Source organism: Saccharomonospora cyanea NA-134 (assembly GCF_000244975.1).
GTDB classification, from domain to species: domain Bacteria; phylum Actinomycetota; class Actinomycetes; order Mycobacteriales; family Pseudonocardiaceae; genus Saccharomonospora; species Saccharomonospora cyanea.
Genome location: NZ_CM001440.1, coordinates 12,677 through 36,132 on the forward strand (window position 1 = coordinate 12,677; position 23,456 = coordinate 36,132).

Sequence of the window (23,456 nt, forward strand, 5' to 3'; positions counted from 1 at the left end):
AGCGTTACGGGCCCATAGCTCAGGCGGTTAGAGCGCTTCGCTGATAACGAAGAGGTCGGAGGTTCAAGTCCTCCTGGGCCCACAGCAGATCAGGGGCGGTTGACTTGTACAGGTCAACCGCCCCTTTTTGTCTGACCGGATCCGTCCCGCCGGAGTCTGAGCCGTCCGCTCTCGTTTCCGCTCCCAGCCGGAGAACTACTCCGTGGTTCCGTGGCTTCCGGTGTGCTCCCTCTCCTTCGTGGTCTTCCGCTGGTGGCGAGTGTTGCGAGCCCCCTCTCAATACAGATATTTTAGCTTATGCTGAAACAACTGTAAGGAGAGTGTGCATGGCCGAGCGGGAGACGTTGCTGGAGTGGGCGGAGCAGGTCTCGATGTACCTGGCACGCGATGGTGTGCCACCGATCGCCGGGCGGGTGCTGGGATGGTTGATGGTCTGTGACCCGCCGGAGCAGTCCGCAGGACAGATCAGCGCCGCCATCGGCGCCAGCCGAGCCTCGTTGACTTCGAACCTGCGGGTGCTGTCCAGCATGGGATTTCTGACCAGCAGAACCCGGCCGGGTGAGCGGACGGTCTACTACCGGATGGCGGAAGGCGCCTGGGCTGGCGTGGTCCGCAGGCAGCTCGCGAGCATCACCTCGTTCCTCGACATCACCGGCAGGGGGCTGGAGCTGGTCGGTCCGGACGGGGACCGGGCCGCGCGCGTTCGCGAGGCACACGCCACCTTCGAATGGATGGCTGGGGTGTTCGCCGACGCGCCACCGCCACCCGCCCCGGGCTCGGCAGACGGGGAGGCGGTATGACCAGGGATGCGATCGTGGTCGGCGGCGGCATCGGCGGGCTGGCCGCCGCGTTGGCCCTGCACCGGATCGGCTGGCGTGCCACCGTGCTGGAGCGCGCCCCCGAGGCGGGTGAGATCGGCGCGGGGATGTCCCAGTCTCCCAACGCCCTGCGAGCGCTGGCCGAACTCGGTGTCGAAGAGCGGGCGCGGTCGGTCGGAGTGCCCACCCACGCCTCGGGCAACCTCCGGCTGCCCGACGGCCGCTACTTGCAACGCGCGTGGCCCAACGACACGACCGCGCTGGTGGCCTACCACCGGGCGGACCTGCATCGGACGCTCCTCGACGCGCTACCCGCAGGCTGGGTGCGCACCGGCTCAGAGGTCACCGCGATCCGGCAGGACGGCGACTCGGTGACGGTCGCGTGCGGTGAGACCGAACTGAGCGCCGAGCTGGTCGTCGCCGCGGACGGAATCCGCAGTACCGTCAGGGGACTGCTGTGGCCGGACGCACCGCCACCTCGTTTCCTGGGCCGCACCGCATGGCTGGGCATCGCCGAGATCGCCGACCTGCCCGGCAGCATGACGCTCGGCCCGGAAGGCTACTTCCTCATCCACCCGATCTCCCGAGGCCGTGCCTACTGGGCCCACGTCGCCACCGCCGACGAGCCCGGTGTCCGCTACGCCGGGGAGAAGGCCGAGGTGGTCCGCAGGGTCGCCACCTGGCACGAGCCGATCCCGCAGTTGATCGCCGCCACCCCGGACGAGCGGATCATTCACATCGACATCCACGACCTGGACCCGTTGCCGACCTACGTTCGAGGCCGGGTGGCGCTGCTGGGCGACGCCGCGCACGCGATGAGCCCGGATCGCGGTCAGGGCGCAGGGCAGTCGATCGAGGACGCCGTCGTGCTCGCCGCGGCCCTCGCCGACGAACCCACGATCGCCGCGGCCCTCGCCCGCTACGATACCGAGCGTCGCCCGCGAACCCAGGCCACCGCCAGGGGCGCCCGCGCGGACGGCCGACGCACCACCTCCAGAGCCGCGCACCGGGTACTGGTGACCATGATCCGGCTGATGCCAGCGGCCCTGTGGCGCAAGGGCATCGCCCCGGAGGGCAACCCCACCTGGCGCTGGCAGCCACCCCACCTGAGAGCACCGGACCGCCCTCACTGAGCCGGGCGTCGTCACGGGAAGCCGGCCGTCAGTCGCAGGCGTGATCCTGGCAGCGTTGCAGTTCAGGCGCATCCGCCGCGGGTAGTAGTCCCTCGGGACAGCTGGTGACCTGGGGCGAGGAGGTGGGGTGATGGGAGCGGCCCGGCCGGACTTTCTGCTGCAGGCTTTCGTGGACGCGGCGAACCAGATGGAGGACTTCGCCATGGGCGTCACGCTGAGCGTTTCGGGCGGAATCATCTCGGGCGATCTCGTGACGGCGCCACGATGGATGGACGAGGTCGCCACGCTCGTGGAAATGGAAGGTTCGGAAGCCGCGTTTCACATCGCGAACGTGTACCGGGAACAGGCCGCCATCTACAAGAAAAGGGCCGCGCAGAATCGCGGAGAAGTGCACGGCGAGGTGACCTACATTCATCTGCGCGACACGCAATGGCTCACGCAGGACGGCCATCTCGGCCCGGAACCGGGAGTGCATTGGCGAGGTCTGCTCACCGAGGTGTCCGGATGGGCGTTGGGGCGCCTCCCGCTACCCAGCATGCGTTACTGAGTCACTTTCCGTGTTCCACGTGGAACAGCCGAGATGGCCGGGGCCTCCACCTGCGGTTCTACTGCTGGCGACGCTCGCGGTTCTCGGCTTCCCGGGCTTCGCGCTGAGCCTGCTCGGCCTGCTCCTGCTTCGCGGCGGCCGTCTGCTGTGCGTTGCCCTTCTCCCGCTGCGCGCCGCCCTCGCGTTCCATCTCGTCGTTGCCGAGGAAGGTGCCCGCGGTTTCCTTCGCGCGTCCCTTGAGGTCCTCGACCGCGCCCTTGATGCCTTCTTGCTTGTCGCCGCCACCGGCCATGACAATTCCTCCCATTTCGTCCGTCTCCTGTCGCGAGCTACCCGTGAGGTGGACCGCGTAAACGCGGCCGCGGCGTGGTGCAGTAACATCACCTGTGCACGGTCAGCAGGTTGTCGAGGAGGGCTTCACCGTGAAGAAGCTGTTGGCACTCGCGGTTGTCGCGGGCGGCGTGTTCTTCCTGATCAAGCGCAACAGGGACGCGAAGGCCGAGGCGGACCTGTGGCGTGAAGCCACCGCACCGACCGAGCGCCCGACGAACGGTGTCTCCCCGAACGGCAGCGCACCGGCGAAGGCTGGCTCGGACGCCGCGAGCAAGAACTGAAAGCTTTCCCGCGGGTGTTCTGACTCGCGGTCCGGGGCTGTAGCTCAATTGGTAGAGCGCCGCTTTTGCAAGGCGGAGGTCAGGGGTTCGATTCCCCTCAGCTCCACAAGGTTTAACCAGGGAAAACCCCTCAGATTCTGCTCATGAGTTCCGAGGTCTGACAGTCATTGTGACTGCGAGCACCCTACGGACATGGCCAAGGCTGGGGGCGGGCGTAAGCGTTCGCGAGGTCAAGCACCGTCGGCCACCGGGTCGCCCGCCGGCCGGTGGCTACCCGCCACACGACTGCGTCGCAGTCGGCTGTGTGGTGAAGGAGTGTCTGCCGCACGAGTGCAAGCCGCTGGACAACGCAACGATCTCGAAGATTCACTTCATGCTGAGCGGGACGTTCTCGGCGGCCAAGCGGTGGGACTGGATCGACTCGACCCCGGCGGAGGAGGCGAGGAAGCCGCGGCAGTCGGCGCCGCAGCCGGCACCGCCGAGCGCCGAGCAGGCGAGCTGGATCATCGAGGCGGCGTGGGAACAGGACGAGAGCTGGGGCACGCTCGTCTGGCTTGTCATGGTCACCGACATGCGCCGCGCCGAGGTGCTGGCGCTGCGTGAAGCGACGTCGACTTGGCCGGTGGCTACATCTCGGTACGCCGCAACTACGTCCGCGTCGGCGGCCGCTCTGTCGAGAAGCAGACAAAGACTCACCGCATGCGGCGGGTCTCTCTCGATCCGTCCACCGTTGAGGTCTTGCAGGAGCACCGCGAGCAGTACGAGGACGCGATGCGGCAGCTCGACGTCGAGCCGACCGACGAGGCGTTCCTGTTCTCGTATGAGCCGACCTTCAACCGCCCGTACGACCCGAGTGGAGTGACGCACCGCTACGCCCGCATGTGCGCCGGTCGCCTCGGCCACGCCGGCGGCGGAGCTACCACGTTGCGGGTCTATGCCGCGTGGGTCGGTGAGGCCGACCGGCGAGCCGCCCATATCCTCGGCGGCCGCCTTCGTCAGCCGAAGCCGTCAACAGAGCCATGCAACGAAACACTTTGAGGTCGTGCGCCGAATACCAGGTATGAATAGCTCCCGGTCGAAGAAGCCTCGTCGGCGGAGGTTTTCGACGAAGTCGTGGCACAGCTCAACGCACTGGATCGCGCTGTAAGGCAGGCTGGACCGCACCGGGTCCCACGCGTGCGATCAGTGACGCGCTGCCCGGCCAGCTCGGCGACCTCCCCGGAGCCGACATCGCTCGTCTGCTGGGCATCCTGACCGACGAGGGTTTGCGGCTCGCCGTGCCGTTGGACCCCGGGGCGTTTGTCGTATGTGCGACTGTATGCAGCCCAGTTCGGCCGTATGCGGCGGTTGTGGGCCAGCGTTGCGGTGGCGGACCTTGGCGGCAAGGTGACGGCTGAAACACAAGGGGACGCCCTGCCAGTGTTTCAGCCGTTCTTGGTGACTGGTGCGACATAGCGAGTGTGGGAAGTGACAGGGCGATGGGGGTGTCACTCTGCTGTCACAGCTGCTTCCGCAGGTCAGGCTGGGCAGCGGCCAGTTGTTGCGGGTTCTGGCGTGCGAGCGCGGTTCTCCTGGTGCGATCTTGCCGCCGATAACGAGCGAGACCGGCTGGTGTGGGTGGCTCTGGGGCGTGTTCGGTGTTTGACTCGTGGGCGCAGGTGACGTGTCCGGCGACGGGCGAACTGGAAGGTGACTGGGGTGTCGGCGGCAGTCGAGGTGCAGGGGCCGGCGTGGTGCGAGCCTGGCCTGGACCTACGCGGTGGGCGTTATCCGCTGTCGGTGGAGGCGCCGGTGATGGCGATGGTGGACACGCTGGTGCCAGGTGTGTCGACGTTGACGCAGTTGGTGCGTTACTACGGGTTGTACTGGGCATTGTCCGGCTTCGCGGATGAAGAAGGTCTCGATCGCGCCGCGTGTCAGATGTTGGTGCGGCGTGCGGAAGTAGGGCTTGCGCTGGTGTCGCGAAAGCATGACACGCGGCGGCAGGCGCACGGCTTGGATCGGGTAAAAGCCCTCGTAGACCAGGGCACGGTCGATGGGGCAGCTGAGCTGGGTCGAGCTTCGTACTCGCCGCGACCATGGGGGTTCTGGTCCCAGTACGGCGGGCCCAGCATGACGCTGGGCACGGTACGAGTGGATGGCGGTGCCTTGCGGCCGGGCCGGCATCCCTGTCCTCCGGTGGTGCTGCAGCTGTTCCAGCCGCTCCTGGACATCGCTGTCAAGCGCAAGTCGCCTATGAACGCCGTCGAAGAGCTTGCCGTGCTCGCATTGGACACGCTGGCTACACCAGACCTGGGGCCACTCGGCGGGCTGTTCACCGCGACGCGTGCCGGAGTTCATGATCCGGACGAGTGGACCGGCGACGATCACACGCGCCGAGCCACGTTGCGGATTCTGGCGCGAGCCGTGCAACTGTGTCCGGAAGCCGAGCGGTGGACCGATGCGCTTCACGCCTGTGTGGCGTACGGCGATGCCGTCAGCGCCGATCCGGTGCTGGCCGACGAGGAGCGCGCTCTCGCGTGGCGCGGCGTGTTGCTGCGGCATTGGTCTGTGGGTGCGTGGCGGCGGCTCTGGGCCGCCCTGGTGGATCAGGTTGTCCGCGTCTCGGGCTCGGTCGCCCGTGAGGACCTGTACGACTGGATCAGCAGCGAGGCGCCGGCGGGGACGGTGCGCGACTTCGTGGCGGACTTCCCGCGCACGGTGAACCAAAACGGCCATCCACTGCCCGCGGAGCAGCAGGTCCGTGACGAGTGGACACCGGTGGAAGCCGACCTGGCCGTGCTCCTGCTTGGCGGGATCCGCCGAGACCAGCTATCCGGACACTGCTTGCTGGCCTTCCTGAACCGACGTTCCCGCGGACGAGGGCAATTCCTGGACCCGAGCTGGGTCGCCTACCGGCACCGTGAGCACATCGACCGCCCCGTGGCGGAGCTCGCTCGCGCGTTCGTCGATGACATGCTCGCCCAGTCACGGCGGGTGGCCTTGCGAAAGATGAGAGTGGACAACGACGGCAGGATGACGTTGTTCAGTAAGCTGCACGAGCGCAACGGCCGTTATTTCGCCGACCGTGCCGAAGGTGCGAGCAATGTGGGGTTGCGCATCGAGCAGCTCGGAACCATGGCCGAGCAACTCGATCTCTTCACCACCGAGTCAGGCCAGTTGGCGGTCACCGCGTGCGGCGTCGAATGGTTGGCGCTACCCAAATGAGCGAGGCGCGCTACGAATTCCACTCACCACTCACACTGCTGCGGCAGTGGCGCGATCGCAATGACGGCGCACCACTGCGGGAAGTGCTGATCACCGGCTACACGCTGGACCTGGTTTTCCTGGAACGGCACTGTGTGTCCACCGCACGGGCGTTGGGCGCCCGGATCACGGTGCTCGGCGACGCCCACCAAGCTGTGCACGATCCGGTCGACGTGCGGCACGCTGGTCGCACCTACCAGCACGGCTACGCCCACTGCGGCGGCGCGTTTCACCCCAAGCTCGTGATCCTCGCGGGCGACGACGAGGTATGGGCGGCGATCGGATCCGGTAATCCCACCATGTCTGGCTGGGGCCACAATCACGAACTCTGGCTCGTACTCCGTGCCTCCCGAGGCCCCGGACCGGTGGCGCTGCGCGATCTGGCCGGCTGGCTTGCCGACCTACCACAAGTGGTGGCCATGCCGTCGTGGATCGCCGAGACCCTCGAGCATGTCGGCCATACGATCGCCCCAGCCGAGACCGATGGCTCGCTACCTCGCCTGCGGGTGTTCGGCAACCTTCGGCGGAGCCTGATCGAGCAGCTACCGGCGACACCCGTGGCGTCGTTACGAATGACGGCGCCGTTCTTCGACGCCCAGGCTGCTGCGGTGCAGGCCTTGATCGCACGGTTCGCCCCCGACCAGGTCACGCTTGCCGTGCAACCCAATCTTTCCCAGTACGACGGCCGCGCACTCGACCACGCCAGCGCCGCCGTGCCCCGAACAGAGTTCCGGTTCCTGGGAGAGGACCGCACCCGGCACGGCAAACTGGTCGAATGGACCGCCAACGGCGATACCACGGCGCTGGTCGGCAGCGCGAACCTCAGTGCCGCGGCTATGCTCACCACCACTGCCGCAGGCGGCAACTGCGAGCTGGTGGTGTCCTATTCGGTGGCGGGCAGCCTCCTGCCCGACGGCGCGCGCGTCGGCCGAGCCGCGCTCGTCACCCGCAACACCATCCCCGCAGAACCTTCTGATGCCCGTGCTGCCGCCCTGACCGTGTTCGGCGCTCGCCGCTTACCTGATCTGATCAGGGTGGAGCTGGCCACTACCACACGCCAGCCGATCACCATCGAAACTTCACCAGATGGCACCCCCGACACCTGGATACCGGCGCACGTCGTCACCGCCGACGCCAGCACACCCATGACCGTCGAGTTCCGGGTGCCTGAACAGCTCGGCGGAGCTGTGCGCGCCTGGGCCAACGTTTCCGGCACTCGCATCATCTCCCCGGTTGTCTTCCTCACCGACACCAACCGCTGCCTCCCCCGCGATGAGCGCCCGGACCAGCCCAAACTCATCCGCAACTACGAACTTGACGAGGTGATCACTGACCCAGTGCTGGCCAGCCGATTTAGCGCCGACTTTCTCCGCCTACTCAGCCAGATCAAAGAACGCCGTGCCCCGGTAGCGCCGCTGTCGAAAAACATAGCCGTCAAGTCCAGTGCAGTGGGTGACGATCGATGGAGCATATGGCTGGACCGCGTCGAACGAACCCTTGGGCCGTCGCTGACCAACCTCGTGTTCCCCGGTGTGGTCATTACCCTCCCCGCCGACACTGCAACAGGCTGGACCGTCGGCCCCGAAGCCGACGAAACTGAACTCGCCGACGACGAAACCGACGAGATCCTCGACGACCTCGCTACCGACAGCCCCACCACGAGCGCCCCGCTCGTGCCGCCATCCCAACGCCAGAAGTGGCGCACCACGATGCGCCGACTCTGCCACGCCGTCCACAGCGAACCACCGCCGCCGCTCGAAATGCGCATGACTGTTGCCCGTCTCTACGTCGACCTGCTCGCTGCCGGCATCTGGGGAACCGACCAGACCTGGCGTGCAGATCTCCGCGACATCATCCGATCGCTCTCACCATCCGACGACGAATGCCGCACAACACCCAGCCAGGCGCTGAGTTTCATGAGCTCACTCACCGCCGTCTGCCTCACCCTGTTGTGCCAGGACGCCAACCTGCACGGCGGCACCGAACACGATCTCATCGCGAAGGCCGCATGGAACAGCGCCCGCGAATGGGTGCCTTTCGCCGAACCCGAACTCGTCGAGAACTACCTTTATCTCCCCAACCAGCCCTACGCGCGAGTCGCGAGCCACGCCGAGGTCACTGCCCTTATCGAGCTCGCTACCGCCGCGGCGGACGATCCCCACGCCGAACTCCGTGCTGCCTTCGAAAACGAAGGACTGGCCGTCCAACACATCGACAGAGTTTGGGTAGCCGACGGCCAGTTCCACAACCCGCGCCGTATCGCCGCCCGTATCGCCACCCTCGCTGGCCCGCATTGTGTGGTGCTCGCCCGCAACGACCGCAGAGCAAGCCTCATCCTGCGGGAGAACGCCACCGTGGTGATTGCCGAATCCACAGCACCGCGTTGGAGGACCTACCGCCTCACTCCACTAGGCACACCACTTTCCCTGCTCGCCGGTGACGAAGGACTTCCGAGTACCCGCTGCACCCATCCACTCCAACCGGTGCCTGACCACGTCCGCAACCTGGCCCACAACGCGCAGGTCAACCTTCCACATCTGATGGCCGCTCTCCACGCCAAGTGATATCGATCTTGAGAGTGCCTTCGTTCGCCGGATGCGGCGGGCGTGGGGCCAGGCGTCGCGTGAGGTCGGTGTGTTGCTCCTCGAAGGCGATGGGGCTGCAAATGCGAACACTGAGCGACACAGAGATGGGACCGGCCAGAGAATGGTCGGCCCCGTCCCCCACCACTGTATGTGGCGGACGTTGCGGGCGGTTGCCCTTATTCGTTTCTATCGCGCCACTGGCCTCGGCTCCACCAGCTGTCGGTGTCGGGCAACACCTGCCCTTGCGTGGCGGCCAGCAACGCCACGGCGAGCGCGCAACTGCGCTGGGTTCAAACCTGCGTTGGCGGGTATCCCGTTGAATTCCAGTTCGCCTTTCTTGTGGACGCGCGCCTAGGACTCTCCCCGGATAATCCATGCCTCGTCGATGGGGTGCCGCTCCGACAACTCCGATACGAACGTCGTCATGGTCGAGCACAGTAGAGGAGTTTGGGCGAGCCGCTTATCAGCGGCGTGTGATCCGCAGCGATGGATGCCGGTTTCCGATGGTCATTTTGGTCTGCTGACGTCGAGCAAGAACGGTCTGATATTGGTACTGGGACTGAATTCGGAGGCTTCACGTCGCAGCTCCGCCATCAGCGAGTGGCGGCCGCCGCGATCCTTTCGCCTGGTCCACGCGCTCGGGAGCCACCTGGTCGGCGGGCACCACCTTCGCGTACTGACTACCGTCGGCGTGCACGAGGGTTCTCGCCGAGGATTCACCGTCGCCGACCTCGTTCCAAACCCTTTCGTCCCAGGGGTTCAGCAGTGCAGGTGCGGCTCATGCGCTCGGACTCGTTCTCCCGCGTTGAGCTCGTTGCCGCCGTCGGGTGGGTTCGCCAGGCGGGTGCACCGAAATCTCGTGCGAGAGCCTGGGCGCGTCGTGAGGGGTTGCATGGCGTGGGCGGATGCCTAGGGGATGACCCAGCGGCGGCGGCCCGCACTGTCCTGGGCCCCGAGTGTCGTCACGCCCCGCGGTGCGCGCTCGTTGCCCCTGACGGTCGTAGGCCGGGCTGGGTAACGAGTGCGTCCCAGCTGCCCATGGCGGCGTCGACGATGGTGTGTGCCTGTGTGCGGGTGCAGCCGTCGCGGGCCTGGATGGAGATGCCGTGCAGCACGGTCTGCACGTAGAGCGCGGCCCCGGCCGCGTCTAGACCCGCGGGCACGTCGCCGTCGGCGATGCCGCGTTCGATGCGAGCCTCGATCTTGGCCCGGTCACGGTTGCGGCGTTCGGCGAGTGCGCGGCCGACGTCATCATGGGCCGCGCCGAGATTGAGTGCGGAGAGCACGATCATGCAGCCCGGCGGTGTCGTCGGGTCCGTGTAGGCGTCGGCGTTGCCGCGCAGGAGTGCCTCGATGGCAGTGCGGGTGGGCGTGAGGGCGAGTGCGTGGTCGGTGGGCGTGGTGCCGGGAGCGTCGTAGAGCTCGATGGCCTCGTCGAAGAGCTCGTTCTTGGAGCCGAACGCGGCGTACAGGCTCGTGGGGGTAATGCCGAGCTCCTGGGTGAGCATCGCCACCGACACACCCTCGTAACCGCGACGCCAGAACAGTTTCATCGCCGTGCGTAGCGCCGCGTCGCGATCGAAGGCGCGTGGGCGGCCTCGTGTCGCCATCTGGGTGAGCCTCCTTGCTTGTCGTCGGCAACGTACCTTGCTTATTCGAGAGCGATCACTACATAATATCCAATGTAGTGATCGCTACAGAATTCAAGAAGGTCATGGATGTGGAGGACGCGATGGGCCCGTTGACTGGTAAGACCGCCCTGGTCACCGGAGGTAGCCGGGGAATCGGGGCGGCGATAGCGGCACGCTTGGCCGGCGACGGTGCCCGCGTGGCGCTGACCTACCGTTCGTCTCCGGACCGGGCGACCGGCGTGGTGGAGAGGATCAAGGCGGACGGCGGCACGGCGATCGCCGTGCCGGCCGCCATGGAGGACCCGCAGCAGGTTCGGGACGCCGTCGCAGCGACGGTGGAGGCATACGGCGGGCTGGACGTCGTGGTGAATAACGCCGGCGCCTTCCCCACCGGCGTCATCGACGAGTTGACCCTGGCCGACTTCGAGCATGCCGTGGCGATCCATGTCCGGGCCGTGTTCGCAGCCGTGCACGCCGCGCTGCCGACCATGGGCGCGGGCGGCAGGATCATCAGTATCGGGAGCAGCCTCGTCGAGCGGGTGCCCGGTCCCGGGATCAGCCTGTATGCGATGAGCAAGTCCGCCCTGGTCGGGTTCACCAAGGGCCTGGCCCGCGACCTGGGCCCGCGTGGGATCACCGCCGTCGTCGTCCATCCCGGGTCGACGGACACCGAGATGAACCCGGCCGATGCGCCCGAGGCCGAGGCCGAGCGTGCGATGACCGCGCTGGGGCGCTATGCCACCACTGACGACATCGCCGCGCTTGTCGCGTACCTCGCCGGGCCGGGTGGTGCCTACATCACTGGCACCACGATCACCGTCGACGGCGGAGCCACGGCATGAGTCCCGGAGAGAGCCGTCGACCACAGGCGCCTCGTGTCGTGGTCGCGGCTTGGAGTCTGGTTCTGGCGGCCGCGGGGCTGGAGATCTTCTGGGCGCTCGCGCTGACTGCGTCCGAGGGCCTGAGGCATGCGGGCTGGGCAGTTCTTGGAATCGCGATCGCGATCGCGAGCCTGATCATGCTCACTCGCGCGCTGCGGATACTGCCGCTGGGCACCGCCTACACCGTGTGGGTCGGCCTTGGTGCGGTCGGTGTCGCCGCCGCCGGTGCGCTCGTCCTGGACGAGCCACTTACCTGGCCCCGGGCAGCCTGTCTGGCCCTGATCATCGGCGGCGTCGTCGGACTCGCTAGGACCGACACCCCGCGGAAACCAAGGCAACAGACCGCCGTGCGGATCGAGGGCGGGGGTGGTGGGGGCTGATGGCCTGGGCACTCCTAATCCTCGCCGGGCTGTTAGAGATCGCCTGGTCGTACGCCTTGAAGAAGGCCGAGGGACTGCGCGAACCCGGCTGGGGCATCACCGGGATCACGCTGGCGATTTTGAGCCTGGTCCTGCTGTCACTCGCACTCCGGGAACTGCCGGTCGGAACCGCCTACGCGGTGTGGGTGGGCATCGGTGCCGTCGGCGTCGCCCTCACCGGCATCATCGCTTTCGGTGACAGGGCCACGCCACCACGCCTGGCCCTCCTCGCCGCGATCCTCGCCGGCATCGTCGGCCTCAACCTCCTCGGCGGTTGATGTGGCCGTGAACGGTCGAGACCGCGGGCGGGCGTCCCAGGTGAAGCTGGGTTCATCGCCGACATAGAGGCTCACCCGCTTGCCAGGGCACCCCGCGGTGTCGCGTTCGTTTCGGCCGTCACGCCGCGGGTAGCTCGTACGAAAGCACTCGGCCAGCGAGGAGAGCCTGGAGGCGTCATGGGATCGAATCCGGACCGTCCCTTGCGGGACGACGACATGCAGACCGTCGGTGGAGGTGGCTCCGGGCCGGGAGGCCGGGGCCAGGACGCCGACAGCACCGACCGTGGTGACGACACCGACGTGCGGGACGCGGACGCCGACGCGAAAGACGCCGATACCGACGCGCAGGACGCCGACAGCGACGCGCAGGACGCGGACAGCACGGACTCGCGAGATGCGTGAGGGTTAGCCGTGGCTGGGGCCCTTGAGCGGTGCGTCGGTGACGTCGGCCAGTTCGCCGACGAGGTGTGGGGTAAACGGGCCTTGGTGCACGGGCCGACCGTGGACGGGTTCGAGGACCTGCTGAGCCTCGACGGTGTGGACGAGCTGCTGACGGAGCATTCGTTGCGCAGTCCGGCCTTCCGGCTCGTCCGGGAAGGCCGGACGTTGCCGCTGTCGGACTACACGCGCACGGCTCGGATCGGCGGCACACCGGTGACCGGCGTCGCGGACCCGGCACGGATACTGGCCGCGGTCGAGGGCGGCGCCACTCTGGTGTTGCAGGGGCTCCACCGGTACTGGCCCCCGCTGGCAGGCTTCTTCCGGGAGCTGGAACTCAGCCTCGGCCATCCCTGCCAGGTGAACGCCTACGTGACGCCTCCCGGCGCGCAGGGGCTACGGCCACATTCCGATCGGCACGACGTCTTCGTGCTGCAGGCGTTCGGGTCGAAGTCGTGGCAGGTGTGGCCCGCTCCGGGTGAGGGAGCCGAGGCGGACCGAGGCGCTGAGGACGTCGAGCTGGAACCGGGTACGGCCCTCTACCTGCCGACGGGCACTCGACATGCGGCCCGAGCGCAACACGACGTCTCCGGGCATCTCACCGTCGGGATACATCCGGCGCGGTGGCGGGACCTGCTGGAAGCCGCCGTCACACGAGTGCTCGACGATCCGGCGTGGACATCGCCACTGCCGGTGCGATACCACCGGCAGCGGGATTCGGTGGTCAACGAGCTCGGACGCCACCTCAAGCAGCTGGGCGCCCAGCTGATGGCGACGGATCCGTCCGATCCGGTGGAGGAACGCGTCGAGCGCTTCCTCACGTCCCGGCCGCCGATGCTGCGCGGAGGGCTTTCCGACCGCCTCCGGCTGTCCACGATGGACGACTCCGCTCGGGTGCGCAGGCGTCCGGGCTCGGTGTGCGAGCTCCGTGCCGGTGGGGCCGGAGTTCTGCGGGTCCTTCTCGGTGATCGGGAGCTGCGGGTCCCGGACCGGCTCGAACCGGCGATCCGCGAGATCGCCGCGAGCGACGGCCTCACCGTTCGGGAGCTCGCCGACCATCTCGACCCGACCAGCCGCCTGGTCCTCGTACGGCGCCTCGTGCGGGAAGGTCTGCTCGAGGTCGTGGATGCCTAGACCGCTGTCCCGATGCCGAGCCCTCAGCGTGGATCTGCACGAGTCGCTGCATGGCACCGCCTCCACGGTACGCAGGTGGGTGCTGATCGAGGAGCCTGGTCCGTGGGGGCCGGACGCGCTGCGCGACAACCGCCTGGACCCGGAGCTGATGTCACGAATACGCGAGATGGTTCGCCCGCTGCGCCTGCGGGTGGTCCTCATTCGCCGGGTGCACCGCCGCAGGGGAGCGAGCCCAGAGCGTCGACGGTGCCTTCTCGCCTGGACAGGATCCAAGGGCGGATGGGTCGAGGAAGCGGTGCTCGACGCCCCCGAGCAGGTACTGGAGCTGGACTTGGAGGCGCTCTCACACGGGCGTTCGCCGGGGTTGCGCAAGGTCGCCCACCCGCTCTACCTCGTCTGCACCCACGGGTCCCACGACCCGTGCTGCGCCGAACAGGGGCGACCGGTGGCGCGGGCGCTGGCCGACGGTCTCCCGCAGCAGACGTGGGAGGTCTCCCACATCGGCGGGGACCGGTTCGCCGCCAACATCCTCGTCCTTCCCCAGGGCCTCTACTACGGGCGCGTACCTCCGGAAGCCGCCGTCTCCCTGGCCCGAACGCACGAGCGTGGGGAGGTCGAGGTGCGGTACCTCAGAGGGCGCACCGCATACGACTTCGGCGTGCAGGCAGCGGAATGTCTCCTGCGGAGGCGGACGGGCATCCGCGGGATCGACGACCTGCCGCTGCGGTCCGCGCGCAGAGAAGGGGACGAGACCGAAGCGGTTTTCACGGCCCCGCAGGGAGGCCGCTACCGCGTGCGGGTGCGCACCACGGCCGACTCCATCGACCGAGCACTCACGTGTCACGCACGGCGTCCGTCCGCTCCGCCTGAGCACGAGCTCGTGGAGTGGCACCTGGAAACGGCCTGACCGCGATGGCCACGCGGCCACGCCAGCCGTGTCACCGCGGGGCTCAGCGCTGGACCGGGTCGCCTCCGGCGCTGAGGAACGCCTCCAGTTCAGCGGGCGTGGGGGCGGCCTCCCAGTCGCCCGCCATCGTGCACATCACGGCCCCGCACGCGTTCGCGCGGACGAGTTTCTCCTCGACGCTCCGCCCCTGGACGTCGCCGCTGAGGTAACCGGCCACGAACGCGTCTCCCGCACCGACGGTGTCGACCACGTCGACGCGGTGCCCCGGAGCGTGGACGACGGAGCCGTCGGCGTATGCCGACGCACCGTCGGCGCCCCGCTTCACGACGATCTCGCGCGCTCCGGTGGGATCGAGTGCGCGGGCGAGCGCGCCGATCTCCTCGTCTCCCGGGGCCGAGCCCGGCTCGGGACCGTCCCCGGCCCCGCCGGGGACCACGTGCGCGAGCTCGTCGGGGGAACCGAACAGGAGGTCCGCCTCCGCGGCGAGCTCACCGAGCACCTCCGCGGCGACGTGGGCGGGAGCGAGCGTGGAGCGGTAGTTCACGTCGAAGCTCACGCGCACCCCGGCCTCCCGCGCCCGCCGCACCACGGATAGACACGCCTCGCGCGCGGAATCCGACAGCAGCGGAGTGATGCCCGTGAGGTGCACGAGCCCGGCACTCTCGACGAGACCCGCGGGCACGTCCGTCGCGGTCAACCGCGAACCGGCGGAGCCGGCACGGTAGTAGTACACCCGTGCGGTCCCCGGTCCCGTGAGCTCCTTGAGCATGAGGCCCGTCGCCGCGTCGGGGTCGAGGTGGGCACGCACGTCGACGCCCTCACCCCGGATCTCACGCACGACACGCCTGCCCAGCGAGTCGTCGCCGACACGTCCGATCCAGGTGACCGGCACACCGAGGCGGCTCAGGCTGACGGCGACGTTCGTTTCGGCGCCGCCGATCCCCACGTGCATCTCGGACACGTGGGCGAGCGAACCGATCCGCCCTCCGGTGAGCAGGCCCATCGTCTCGCCGAGGGTGAGGACCCTGGGGGCCGTCATTCGGCTCCACTCCCCGTGCACACCTCGACGAACCGGCGCGCTCGCGCCGCGAGGGCGGCGAGCTCACCGCCTGCGAGCGCGTCTCCGAGGAGCGGGCCGCCGACGCTCACCGCCGCCGCACCGGCGGAGAGCCAGGCCCGCGCCGCTTCGAGGTCCACTCCTCCGGACGGGATGACGGCGAGGTCGGGGAACGGTCCGCGCAGGTCCTTGAGGTAGCCGGTGCCCACCTGGCCGGCCGGGAACAACTTCACCGCGGGGACTCCACGGTTCCACGTGGAGTGCAGCTCGGTGGGGGTGAGCCCACCGGGGACGACGGCGATGTCGAGAGCGAGGGCGCGGTCGACGACGGGGAGGTCGGAGACCGGGGTGACGAGGTAGTGGGCTCCCCCGTCGACGGCGGCGTCGACGTCGTCCGGACGCGTCACGGTGCCGATCCCGATGTCGGCCGTCGCCCCGTACCGTTCGACGAGTCCGGGCAGCGCGGCGAACGTTCCGGGAGTCGTGAGGGTGAGTTCGAAACTCCGCACACCCGCCTCGACCATGGTGTCGATCACCGGCACGTAGTCCTCCGCGCGCTCACCTCGGATGACGACGACGAGACGCGAGGCGGCGGTCCGCTGCGGCAGTGTCTGGCGCTGGCTCATGCTGTCCGTCCTCTCGACTCACCAGTCGTGCACGGTGCCGTCCAGCAGGCGGTTCACCGGGAGGTAGGCGGCGGTGTAGGGGTGGCGGGTGGCGAGGTCCTCGTCGAGTTCCGCACCGAGGCCCGGGGTGTCGCCGGGGTGGAGGAAACCACGGTCGAACGTGTACGAGGTGCGGAACACCTCGAGCGTGAGGTCGCTGTGCGGCATGTACTCCTGGATGCCGAAGTTGTGGATCGCCAGGTCGATGTGGAGCGCGGCCGCCATGCCGATCGGCGAGACGTCGGTGGGACCGTGGATGCCCGAACGGATCCCGTAGACGGCGGCGAAGTCGAGCAGCTTCTTCATCCCCGTGACACCGCCGGTGTGCGTGGGGGCCGAACGCACGTAGTCGATGAGCCGTTCGGTGATGAGCGTCTGGTAGTCGTACACGGAGTTGAAGACCTCACCCGTGGCCAGTGGCGTGGTGCTGTGCTGCCGGATCAGCCGGAACGCCTGCTGGTCCTCGCCGGGGGTGGCGTCCTCCAGCCAGAAGAGGTCGTACGGTTCGAGGGACTTCGCGAGGCGTGCCGCCTCGATCGGGGACAGGCGGTGGTGACTGTCGTGGAGCAGTCGCAGCTCGGGCCCGAACTCCTCCCGCACCTTCTCGAAGATCGACGGAACGTGCCGCAGGTACGCGGGCGTGTCCCAGTCCTCCTCCTCGGGCCGGGTGGCGGCACTTCCGTCGGCGGCACGGTGCGCGGGTTCGTAGTCGTACTTCTCGCCGGGCTTCGCCGTCGCCGAAACGCCGTACACGGAGTCGAGCCCCGGGACACCCGTCTGGATACGGACCGCGGTGTAGCCCTCGGCCACGTACCCGCGGATCGCCTGGGCCAGTGCGGCGTAGTCGTTGCCGGAGGCGTGCGCGTAGACGCGGAGCTTCTCGCGGCTCGCCCCACCGAGCAGCTGGTAGAGCGGGACGCCCGCCTTCTTCGCCTTGATGTCCCACAGCGCCATGTCGACGGCGGCGATCGCGGCCATCGTCACGGGACCGCGCCGCCAGTACGCGCCGCGGTACAGGTACTGCCACGTGTCCTCGATCCGGTCCTCGTCCCGGCCGACGAGGGTGCTCGCGAGGTGGTCCCGCAGGTACGACGCGACGGCGAGTTCGCGCCCGTTGAGCGTCGCGTCGCCCCAGCCGACGACACCGTCGGAGGTGACGATCTTGAGGGTGACGAAGTTGCGTCCGGGGCTCGTGACGATGACGTCGACGGTCGAGATGCTCACGGGACTCGCTTCCTTCCGGGGCGGTGGGGCCGGTGGTGAGTGTCGGGAGTGGACGGTTTCGGGCCGGTGCGGATCAGACCGCGTTGCGCGGGTCCTTGAGGTCACGCCCGGCGACCTCAGGCATGAGGAACGTCGCGATGAGCGGGCAGACCGTGAAGATCCCGAGCATGATCGCGATCGGAATCCACGACCCGGTCGTCGCGGCGACCCAGGCGGCCACGACGACGGGACCGAGCCCGGTGGCGACCATCGCGGCGATCTCCCGGATGACTCCGGTGGCGGTGTACCGGTGCCGGGAGCCGAAGAGCTCGGGCAGCGTGAGGTTCTCCAGCGAGGCGAGCGCCATGACGGACACGTTGTGCATGACGATGTAGCCGACGAACACCTGCGGCACGTCCGCTCCGGCGATCGCCATCATGGTCGGCACGATGAGGACGAGCGAGATGACGCTCATGACCTGGTACATGCGACGGCGGCCGAACCGGTCGCCGAGTGCGCCGACGATCGGCACCGTGAGGAACGCGCACAGGGAGGAGACGATCACGACGTTCGTGCCCACCGAGGCGGACATCGCGAGCGTGACGGTGATGAACGACACCATGTAGGTCTGCAGGATCCCCGAGTTGCCCGCCTGCCCGAAGCGTAGGAGGAACGCGGGCACGAACGCGCGCCACTTGTTCTGTTCGAGCGCCTCCAGCATCCGGGTGTCGTTCTCCCGCTCCGCCTTCGCCCGGATCTCGTCCGTCGTGAGCGCGACGCCGTCGTCGACGTGGGTGCTCTCCTCGAACACGGGGCTCTCCTTGAGCCGGACGCGGACCCACACCGCGAAGAGCAGGATCACGGCGCTGCCGAGGAACGGGATGCGCCATCCCCAGGAGAGGAGCTGTTCCTCGGAAAGAGTGGCGACGAGGACGCCCCAGATCGCCGAGGCTCCGAGCGTGCCGCAGTTCGTGCCGAGGGCGACGAGCGAGGCGATGATGCCACGGCGTTTGGTCGGTGCGTACTCGGCGAGCATGACACCGGCTCCGGAGATCTCCGCGCCGGCTCCGAATCCCTGTACGAGGCGGAGCACCACGAGAAGGATGGGGGCGAGGATGCCGATCTCGTGGGCCGTCGGCAGGGCGCCGATGAGTGTCGTCGCCCCGCCCATGAGGGCGATCGTGATGAAGAGGACCTTGGTGCGACCCACCCGGTCACCCAGGCGTCCGAAGTACCAGGCACCGGCGGGGCGGGCGATGTAGCCGACCGCGTACGTCGCCATCGCGGAGACCACCGCGAGCGCGGGGCTCTCCCCGACGAAGAAGAGCTGACCGAAGACGAGTCCGGCCGCGAGGGAGTACAGCTGGAAGTCCATGAACTCGAGCGCGGTGCCGAGCCAACCGGACATCGCGGCGCGGGTGAGGTCACCGGTGCTGCGCTGGGCGGGGCCGTCCTTCGTGGTGCCCGTCTCGGGCGGCGGTGCTGAAGTGGACATCGTTGTTCCTTCGTCGGGGTGGCACCCTCGTCGGTGCCGTCGGTCGGGGAGAGGGCGGGCTCAGAACTCGATGAGGACCTTGCAGGAGGACGCGGAGTCCCTCGCGGTCTCGAACGCCTTCACGGCCTCGGTCGCGGGGAGGACGTGTGTGACGACCTGGGAGATCGAGGGGTTGGCCGCGAGCATGTCCACCGCCTCGTCGATCTCCGTCGAGAAGCGGAACGTGCCGCGCAGCTGCACCTCCTTCGACACGAGCGGGGCGAGATTCACGCCGATCGTCGTGTCGGCGAGCATTCCCACCTGCACGACGACACCGGCGAAAGCCGCCGAGGTGATCGCCTGGGTGAGCGACACGGGTGCCGCCGAACACTCGAACACGACGGGGTACGCGGCCGCCGGGACGTCGTCGGTCCCGACGAGGAAGGTCTCGTGGGCGCCGAGGGCGCGGGCCCGCGCGAGGGCGGGCTCCTGGATGTCCCCCACGGCCACGTGCTCGACACCTCGGGCGAGCAGTGCCGCGACGACGAGGAGGCCGATGGGACCGGCGCCGAGAACGAGGGCGCGGTCGCCGAGACTCCCGCGGTCGTCACCCGCGACCGTGAGGGCGTGCAGCGCCACGCCGAGGGGCTCGGCCAGCGCCGCGTCCCGCAGCGACAGCCCGTCGGGCAACCCGCGGAGCATGTGCTTCTCGACGATCACGTACTCCGCCGCGGCACCCTGGCGGTGGGGCAGGTTCGCGGCGCTGCCGAGGTAGTCGCCCCCAGGCCACAGGTGGGGGCGGTCCGAGATCCTCTCCACCGGGGCGCCGTACCGCGCGGGGTGCACCGTCACCGGGGTTCCCGTCGCCCACTCCCCGCTCGGGTCCGCCTCGACGGTCGCGGAGAGCTCGTGCCCCGGGGTGAAGGGCTCGCGCACGAGGTTCTCCCCGTTCTTGCCGTGGAAGTAGTAGTGCAGGTCCGAGCCGCAGATGCCCACGTAACGCACGCGCAGCAGCACCTCGCCCTCGCCGGGTTCTCCGACGGCGACGTCTTCGAGACGCATGTCCTCGGCACCGTGGATGAACAGGCTTTTCATCGGTGATCAGCTCCCGGTGGTCAGCGGGCGGAGGCGACGTCGGCGGCCGCGGCTCGCACACCGTCGCGGGTGATGAGGGTGAGCAGGTCGGCCACCCGGGCCGTGAAGGCTTCCTGTTCGGCCAGGGCGTCCGGGAAGAAGCCGCCGCCCATGATTCGGCGCACGTGGTCGAGCACCGTCACGGCACCGTCGACGGCCGAGGCGAGCCGGTCACGTGCGGGCTCGACGATGCGCGCGGAGAGCGGGTCCGGGGTGAAGCCCACAGGCGGGGCCACGCAAGCGATCCAGGCGGCGGTGCACAGCGCGAGGTGGTGGGGCATGCGCCCGCGCCGGAGGTGGAAGAGCGCGGCGTCGGGGATGCGCTGGAGGAGCTTCTGCGATCCGTCGGTGCCCACCTGGGTGGTGGCGTGCCCGATGAGCGGGTTGCGCCACCGGTCGTCGAGCTGGGACACGTACGCCTCGGCGTCGAACCCGGTGGGCGGGGTGAACGTCGGGAGGTAGTCGTCGGTGATCCCGCCGAGAACCGCCTCGCGCACGAAGTCCTGGCCCCACGCGACGTCGATCGTCGGCGCACCGGAGAGGACGCCGAGGTAGGCGATGAGCGAGTGCGAGCCGTTGAGCAGCCGCAGCTTCACCATCTCGTACGCCTCGAGCTCGTCGGAGAAGGTCGCTCCCGCCGAATCCCAGGCGGGGCGGCCGCCTGCGAAGTCGTCCTCGAGAACCCACATCGTGAAGTCCTCGGCGGGAACGGGGCAGAGGTCCTTCACGCCGAGCAGGTCCGCGACGAGGCGCGTGTGTTCGGTGGTGGTCTTCGGCACGATCCGGTCGACCATCGCGCCCGGGAACGACACCGAGGATGAGACGAAGGCCAGGACGTCGTCGCTCACCCCGGCGGCCTGCAGGAACTCCTCGACCACGGCGCGGGTGACGTCACCGGAGGACTGGAGGTTGTCACAGGAGAGGACGGCGAACCCCTCGCCCGAGGCGGCCCGTTTCTCGAGGCCACGGGCGATCATCCCGACGGCGGTGCGCGGCGTGGAGCCGGCAGCGAGGTCGGCGGCGACGCCCGCGTGGTCGAGCGCCAGGCGGCCGGTCACGGGGTCACGGGTGTACCCGACCTCGGAAATGGTGAGCGTGACGATGCGGTGGGCCGGGTCCGCGATCGCGTCCACGACCGCCTGAGGGTCCTGGGCGGCCACGCCGGTGTCGCGGTGGACGTCGACGACGCCCGCCTCGGTACCGTGCTCGGTGAGCTGGAGGATCGAGTAGACGTTGTCCTGGGCCCTCATGGGGGCGACGATGCGGTCCGACGAGAACGCGAAGCCGCGGATGCCCCAGTTCCCGCCCGCGGCGGCCATCGCCTGCGCGGTGTAGACGGCACCGTGTGCGCGATGGAAGTTGCCCAGGCCGAGGTGGACGATCCCCGTCCGGTCAGGTGCGGAAGCCCCGATGAGCGACCCCGCGGGCACGTTCATCCGGCCGAGTGGCTGTGTCATGACGTCGTTGTCCTTCCGCGACGCACAGGCTGCGGCCCACAGTGTTTCGCATTATGAACCGCTCGTTTTGTATGTCAGAACACAAGCTAAACTCACGTTCAGCGCGATGCAAGATCGATCGAAGGACAATGGAGTCATGGAGACCGAACCCACATCGGACACACCACCCGTCACCAGCCTCGATCGCGCCCTCCTCGTGCTCGAGACGGTCGCGACCGCGGGCCCCGAGGGACTCCCACTCGGCGAGATAGCGGCACGCACGGGCATCAACAAGGGATCGGTCCACCGGTTGCTCCGCGGTCTCGCGTACCGCGAATACGTGACGCGCGACGGCGAGGACCGCAACTACGTCCTCGGCGAGGCACTCCGACGGATCGTGCGGACCTTCGGGGCGGGTGACAACCTCCCCCTGCTCTTCCGGCCGCTGCTGCTCGAACTCTCGCGCCGTACGGAGGAACTGGTCCACCTCGGAGTACTCGACGGACGCCGCGTCGTCTATCTCGACAAGATCGAGCCGGAACGTTCCGTCCGGGTGTGGTCACGCGTCGGCCGTCGCGCGCACATCGCGACCACGGCGCTCGGGCGCGCGCTCGTCGCCTCGGCACCCCCGAGTGACTCGCTCATGACCAGCTACGTCGAGGAAGCGGACCCCGACCACGAGCACCCCACGCTCGACCGACGTTTCCGCGACGCGGTCGACGCCGCGCGCACCCTCGGGTGGGCGATCGAGAACCAGGAGAACGAGTCCGGTATCGCCTGCGTCGGGATCGCCCTCACCTCCACGACCTCACAGGACGTCGCGATCAGTGTCACCGGCCCCGCCGAACGCATGACGCCCGAACGTCTCGCCGAGATCGGCGCGCTGCTGCGCAAGCTCGCCGGCGACCTCGCGCCGGAGGAGTACACGCTCGCCCCGGCCACGGGCTGATCCTGCACGACGCCACGGTGCGGCCCCACGGTGTTGGTTCGGACCATGGCAGGATCTCACCGGTGAAGGTGACGACCCGAGCGGCAGGCAACCTTGTCGGTGTTGGCCTCGCGGGCTTCATGGTGTGGGCCGTCGCCGTCGAGGCGGCGATGCCGTCCTGGTTCGATCCCGACGACTCCTGCCCAGGTGCCACGGGTGTCGAGAGGAGTTACTTTCCCCCGAGTGCGACGTGTGTCCATGGGGACGGCCGCGTTGTCGACCACATCTCCCGGCCCGAGACCGTCGTTCTGGCGATCGTCTTCGTGCTTCTGGCGGCCGTGGTCGTGACCGGGCTGGCGGTGCTCGGGTGGCGGCTGCTACGGCATGACCAGGCGGATCTCGGGAAGCCGAAGCCGAAACGGCCCGCACTCCATGTGCTGGGTGCGGCGTTGCTGGGAGTCGTCGCCGGCGCGGTCGCCCGTGCCGCCGTCATCCTCGCCTCTCTCACGGCCGGTCCACCCGGTGGTGCCACCGCCTTCGTCGCCGTCGCCCTGTGGGCCATCGGCGTGGCGAGTGCCCTGGACAGGGCTGTCGGACCCGGCCGGGGAGGAAGCAGCGGTTCGTACCGACGTGGGACGGCCCTCGTGCTCGCCGGTGCCACTGCGCTGCTCGTCCTGGTGGTCGTGACATGGGACGAGTACGCGGAACACAACACCCTGCTCGGCCCCGCGTGGGCGATCGCGGCGGGCGCGGGCGTGTTCGCGCTCCTGGCGGCAGTCCAGTGGATTCGGTGGCCGGTCCGCCGCCGGAGTGCCCGTACCGTCTGACCGGCCGACGCCGGGGTACTCGGACTCGTCCACGGGATCCGGAAAAGTTCGGACGGCGATGTCGAGAATCCGCGACGGGCTCCGTCCCCGTGGTGAACGCG

24 protein-coding genes and 2 tRNA genes are annotated in these 23,456 nt (G+C 68.7%); 17 read left to right on the plus strand and 9 right to left on the minus strand.

The window, feature by feature from the left end:
* The first annotated feature begins 8 nt into the window (after positions 1-8).
* The 4 genes from SACCYDRAFT_RS00045 to gvpU all read left to right on the plus strand — a co-directional run bounded on the left by SACCYDRAFT_RS00045 (position 9) and on the right by gvpU (position 2,498).
* Positions 9-82, plus strand: a tRNA-Ile gene (locus SACCYDRAFT_RS00045).
* Positions 83-326: 244 nt separating this feature from the next.
* Positions 327-800 (plus strand): GbsR/MarR family transcriptional regulator, encoded by a 474-nt coding sequence (locus SACCYDRAFT_RS00050; RefSeq protein ID WP_005452417.1) that lies wholly within the window; start codon positions 327-329, stop codon positions 798-800.
* Positions 797-1,951, plus strand: a complete 1,155-nt coding sequence (locus tag SACCYDRAFT_RS00055) for an FAD-dependent monooxygenase (protein WP_005452419.1) — start codon at positions 797-799, stop codon at positions 1,949-1,951. Before SACCYDRAFT_RS00050 ends, SACCYDRAFT_RS00055 begins: the two co-directional genes overlap by 4 nt.
* A gap of 130 nt (positions 1,952-2,081) precedes the next feature.
* Positions 2,082-2,498 carry a gas vesicle accessory protein GvpU gene (gene gvpU / locus SACCYDRAFT_RS00060; protein ID WP_005452420.1) on the plus strand — a complete coding sequence of 139 codons (417 nt, stop codon included), beginning with the start codon at positions 2,082-2,084 and terminating at the stop codon, positions 2,496-2,498.
* 58 nt (positions 2,499-2,556) lie between these two features.
* Here the strand turns inward: gvpU and SACCYDRAFT_RS00065 are convergent, their stop codons facing one another.
* Entirely contained in the window at positions 2,557-2,805 is a 249-nt protein-coding gene (locus tag SACCYDRAFT_RS00065) for a CsbD family protein (protein ID WP_005452421.1), read from the minus strand.
* A gap of 115 nt (positions 2,806-2,920) precedes the next feature.
* On the opposite strand from SACCYDRAFT_RS00065, the gene SACCYDRAFT_RS00070 reads away from it, so the two are divergent.
* A complete protein-coding gene (locus tag SACCYDRAFT_RS00070; protein ID WP_005452422.1) occupies positions 2,921-3,112 on the plus strand; it encodes a DLW-39 family protein in 192 nt (63 codons plus the stop codon).
* Between the two features lie 33 nt (positions 3,113-3,145).
* Positions 3,146-3,218 (plus strand) — tRNA-Ala (locus SACCYDRAFT_RS00075).
* A 260-nt stretch (positions 3,219-3,478) separates the two neighbouring features.
* Here SACCYDRAFT_RS00075 and SACCYDRAFT_RS26225 read toward each other — a convergent pair.
* Positions 3,479-3,673: a hypothetical protein gene (locus tag SACCYDRAFT_RS26225; RefSeq protein ID WP_157606451.1), complete on the minus strand. Its 195-nt coding sequence runs from the start codon at positions 3,671-3,673 to the stop codon at positions 3,479-3,481.
* Between the two features lie 54 nt (positions 3,674-3,727).
* Between SACCYDRAFT_RS26225 and SACCYDRAFT_RS25360 the strand changes: the two genes are divergently transcribed.
* The 3 genes from SACCYDRAFT_RS25360 (at position 3,728) to SACCYDRAFT_RS00090 (ending at position 8,922) form a co-directional block, all read left to right on the plus strand.
* Complete coding sequence (locus SACCYDRAFT_RS25360) at positions 3,728-4,150, plus strand: hypothetical protein (protein ID WP_157606452.1); 423 nt, start codon at positions 3,728-3,730, stop codon at positions 4,148-4,150.
* Positions 4,151-4,810: 660 nt separating this feature from the next.
* The gene (locus SACCYDRAFT_RS00085; protein WP_198284966.1) at positions 4,811-6,319 is read left to right on the plus strand and encodes a hypothetical protein; all 1,509 of its coding nucleotides are present in this window, start codon (positions 4,811-4,813) and stop codon (positions 6,317-6,319) included.
* Positions 6,316-8,922: a phospholipase D-like domain-containing protein gene (locus tag SACCYDRAFT_RS00090; RefSeq protein WP_005452424.1), complete on the plus strand. Its 2,607-nt coding sequence runs from the start codon at positions 6,316-6,318 to the stop codon at positions 8,920-8,922. The genes SACCYDRAFT_RS00085 and SACCYDRAFT_RS00090 overlap by 4 nt, the downstream gene beginning before the upstream one ends.
* 983 nt (positions 8,923-9,905) lie before the next feature.
* Here the strand turns inward: SACCYDRAFT_RS00090 and SACCYDRAFT_RS00095 are convergent.
* Complete coding sequence (locus tag SACCYDRAFT_RS00095; RefSeq protein ID WP_005452430.1) at positions 9,906-10,553, minus strand: TetR/AcrR family transcriptional regulator; 648 nt, start codon at positions 10,551-10,553, stop codon at positions 9,906-9,908.
* A 122-nt stretch (positions 10,554-10,675) separates the two neighbouring features.
* Between SACCYDRAFT_RS00095 and SACCYDRAFT_RS00100 the strand changes: the two genes are divergently transcribed.
* From SACCYDRAFT_RS00100 to SACCYDRAFT_RS00125, 6 genes are all read left to right on the plus strand, one after another.
* Positions 10,676-11,416 carry an SDR family NAD(P)-dependent oxidoreductase gene (locus tag SACCYDRAFT_RS00100; RefSeq protein ID WP_005452433.1) on the plus strand — a complete coding sequence of 247 codons (741 nt, stop codon included), beginning with the start codon at positions 10,676-10,678 and terminating at the stop codon, positions 11,414-11,416.
* Positions 11,413-11,835: a DMT family transporter gene (locus SACCYDRAFT_RS00105; protein WP_005452435.1), complete on the plus strand. Its 423-nt coding sequence runs from the start codon at positions 11,413-11,415 to the stop codon at positions 11,833-11,835. Before SACCYDRAFT_RS00100 ends, SACCYDRAFT_RS00105 begins: the two co-directional genes overlap by 4 nt.
* Positions 11,835-12,152 carry a DMT family transporter gene (locus SACCYDRAFT_RS00110; RefSeq protein WP_005452437.1) on the plus strand — a complete coding sequence of 106 codons (318 nt, stop codon included), beginning with the start codon at positions 11,835-11,837 and terminating at the stop codon, positions 12,150-12,152. Before SACCYDRAFT_RS00105 ends, SACCYDRAFT_RS00110 begins: the two co-directional genes overlap by 1 nt.
* Positions 12,153-12,329: 177 nt before the next feature.
* Complete coding sequence (locus SACCYDRAFT_RS00115) at positions 12,330-12,554, plus strand: hypothetical protein (RefSeq protein WP_005452439.1); 225 nt, start codon at positions 12,330-12,332, stop codon at positions 12,552-12,554.
* 9 nt (positions 12,555-12,563) lie between these two features.
* Complete coding sequence (locus SACCYDRAFT_RS00120) at positions 12,564-13,724, plus strand: cupin domain-containing protein (protein WP_005452441.1); 1,161 nt, start codon at positions 12,564-12,566, stop codon at positions 13,722-13,724.
* Positions 13,725-13,752: 28 nt separating this feature from the next.
* Positions 13,753-14,631 carry a sucrase ferredoxin gene (locus SACCYDRAFT_RS00125; RefSeq protein ID WP_043535989.1) on the plus strand — a complete coding sequence of 293 codons (879 nt, stop codon included), beginning with the start codon at positions 13,753-13,755 and terminating at the stop codon, positions 14,629-14,631.
* Between the two features lie 43 nt (positions 14,632-14,674).
* Here the strand turns inward: SACCYDRAFT_RS00125 and SACCYDRAFT_RS00130 are convergent, their stop codons facing one another.
* From SACCYDRAFT_RS00130 to SACCYDRAFT_RS00155, 6 genes are all read right to left on the minus strand, one after another.
* Positions 14,675-15,670: a sugar kinase gene (locus tag SACCYDRAFT_RS00130; RefSeq protein WP_005452450.1), complete on the minus strand. Its 996-nt coding sequence runs from the start codon at positions 15,668-15,670 to the stop codon at positions 14,675-14,677.
* On the minus strand, positions 15,667-16,314 hold the full coding sequence (locus tag SACCYDRAFT_RS00135; RefSeq protein WP_005452451.1) for a bifunctional 4-hydroxy-2-oxoglutarate aldolase/2-dehydro-3-deoxy-phosphogluconate aldolase: 648 nt from the start codon (positions 16,312-16,314) through the stop codon (positions 15,667-15,669). Before SACCYDRAFT_RS00135 ends, SACCYDRAFT_RS00130 begins: the two co-directional genes overlap by 4 nt.
* 18 nt (positions 16,315-16,332) lie before the next feature.
* Positions 16,333-17,577, minus strand: coding sequence for a D-mannonate dehydratase ManD (gene manD / locus SACCYDRAFT_RS00140; protein WP_005452453.1), 1,245 nt, complete (start codon positions 17,575-17,577; stop codon positions 16,333-16,335).
* 73 nt (positions 17,578-17,650) lie between these two features.
* Positions 17,651-19,051 (minus strand): MFS transporter, encoded by a 1,401-nt coding sequence (locus SACCYDRAFT_RS00145; protein WP_005452454.1) that lies wholly within the window; start codon positions 19,049-19,051, stop codon positions 17,651-17,653.
* A gap of 60 nt (positions 19,052-19,111) precedes the next feature.
* A complete protein-coding gene (locus tag SACCYDRAFT_RS00150) occupies positions 19,112-20,125 on the minus strand; it encodes an L-idonate 5-dehydrogenase (RefSeq protein ID WP_005452455.1) in 1,014 nt (337 codons plus the stop codon).
* A 20-nt stretch (positions 20,126-20,145) separates the two neighbouring features.
* Positions 20,146-21,621 carry a mannitol dehydrogenase family protein gene (locus SACCYDRAFT_RS00155; RefSeq protein WP_005452456.1) on the minus strand — a complete coding sequence of 492 codons (1,476 nt, stop codon included), beginning with the start codon at positions 21,619-21,621 and terminating at the stop codon, positions 20,146-20,148.
* A 136-nt stretch (positions 21,622-21,757) separates the two neighbouring features.
* On the opposite strand from SACCYDRAFT_RS00155, the gene SACCYDRAFT_RS00160 reads away from it, so the two are divergent.
* Together SACCYDRAFT_RS00160 and SACCYDRAFT_RS00165 are read left to right on the plus strand one after the other, a co-directional pair.
* A complete protein-coding gene (locus SACCYDRAFT_RS00160; protein WP_005452457.1) occupies positions 21,758-22,549 on the plus strand; it encodes an IclR family transcriptional regulator in 792 nt (263 codons plus the stop codon).
* 62 nt (positions 22,550-22,611) lie between these two features.
* A complete protein-coding gene (locus tag SACCYDRAFT_RS00165) occupies positions 22,612-23,355 on the plus strand; it encodes a hypothetical protein (RefSeq protein WP_005452458.1) in 744 nt (247 codons plus the stop codon).
* Positions 23,356-23,456 lie beyond the last annotated feature (101 nt).

Coding starts and splice junctions, on each gene's coding strand:
- SACCYDRAFT_RS00050 (WP_005452417.1), top strand. CDS start 327: ATGGCCGAGCGGGAGACGTTGCTGGAGTGGGCGGAGCAGGTCTCGATG.
- SACCYDRAFT_RS00055 (WP_005452419.1), top strand. CDS start 797: ATGACCAGGGATGCGATCGTGGTCGGCGGCGGCATCGGCGGGCTGGCC.
- gvpU (WP_005452420.1), top strand. CDS start 2,082: ATGGGAGCGGCCCGGCCGGACTTTCTGCTGCAGGCTTTCGTGGACGCG.
- SACCYDRAFT_RS00065 (WP_005452421.1), bottom strand. CDS start 2,805: ATGGGAGGAATTGTCATGGCCGGTGGCGGCGACAAGCAAGAAGGCATC.
- SACCYDRAFT_RS26225 (WP_157606451.1), bottom strand. CDS start 3,673: ATGACAAGCCAGACGAGCGTGCCCCAGCTCTCGTCCTGTTCCCACGCC.
- SACCYDRAFT_RS00090 (WP_005452424.1), top strand. CDS start 6,316: ATGAGCGAGGCGCGCTACGAATTCCACTCACCACTCACACTGCTGCGG.
- SACCYDRAFT_RS00095 (WP_005452430.1), bottom strand. CDS start 10,553: ATGGCGACACGAGGCCGCCCACGCGCCTTCGATCGCGACGCGGCGCTA.
- SACCYDRAFT_RS00100 (WP_005452433.1), top strand. CDS start 10,676: ATGGGCCCGTTGACTGGTAAGACCGCCCTGGTCACCGGAGGTAGCCGG.
- SACCYDRAFT_RS00105 (WP_005452435.1), top strand. CDS start 11,413: ATGAGTCCCGGAGAGAGCCGTCGACCACAGGCGCCTCGTGTCGTGGTC.
- SACCYDRAFT_RS00110 (WP_005452437.1), top strand. CDS start 11,835: ATGGCCTGGGCACTCCTAATCCTCGCCGGGCTGTTAGAGATCGCCTGG.
- SACCYDRAFT_RS00115 (WP_005452439.1), top strand. CDS start 12,330: ATGGGATCGAATCCGGACCGTCCCTTGCGGGACGACGACATGCAGACC.
- SACCYDRAFT_RS00130 (WP_005452450.1), bottom strand. CDS start 15,670: ATGACGGCCCCCAGGGTCCTCACCCTCGGCGAGACGATGGGCCTGCTC.
- SACCYDRAFT_RS00135 (WP_005452451.1), bottom strand. CDS start 16,314: ATGAGCCAGCGCCAGACACTGCCGCAGCGGACCGCCGCCTCGCGTCTC.
- SACCYDRAFT_RS00145 (WP_005452454.1), bottom strand. CDS start 19,051: ATGTCCACTTCAGCACCGCCGCCCGAGACGGGCACCACGAAGGACGGC.
- SACCYDRAFT_RS00150 (WP_005452455.1), bottom strand. CDS start 20,125: ATGAAAAGCCTGTTCATCCACGGTGCCGAGGACATGCGTCTCGAAGAC.
- SACCYDRAFT_RS00155 (WP_005452456.1), bottom strand. CDS start 21,621: ATGACACAGCCACTCGGCCGGATGAACGTGCCCGCGGGGTCGCTCATC.
- SACCYDRAFT_RS00160 (WP_005452457.1), top strand. CDS start 21,758: ATGGAGACCGAACCCACATCGGACACACCACCCGTCACCAGCCTCGAT.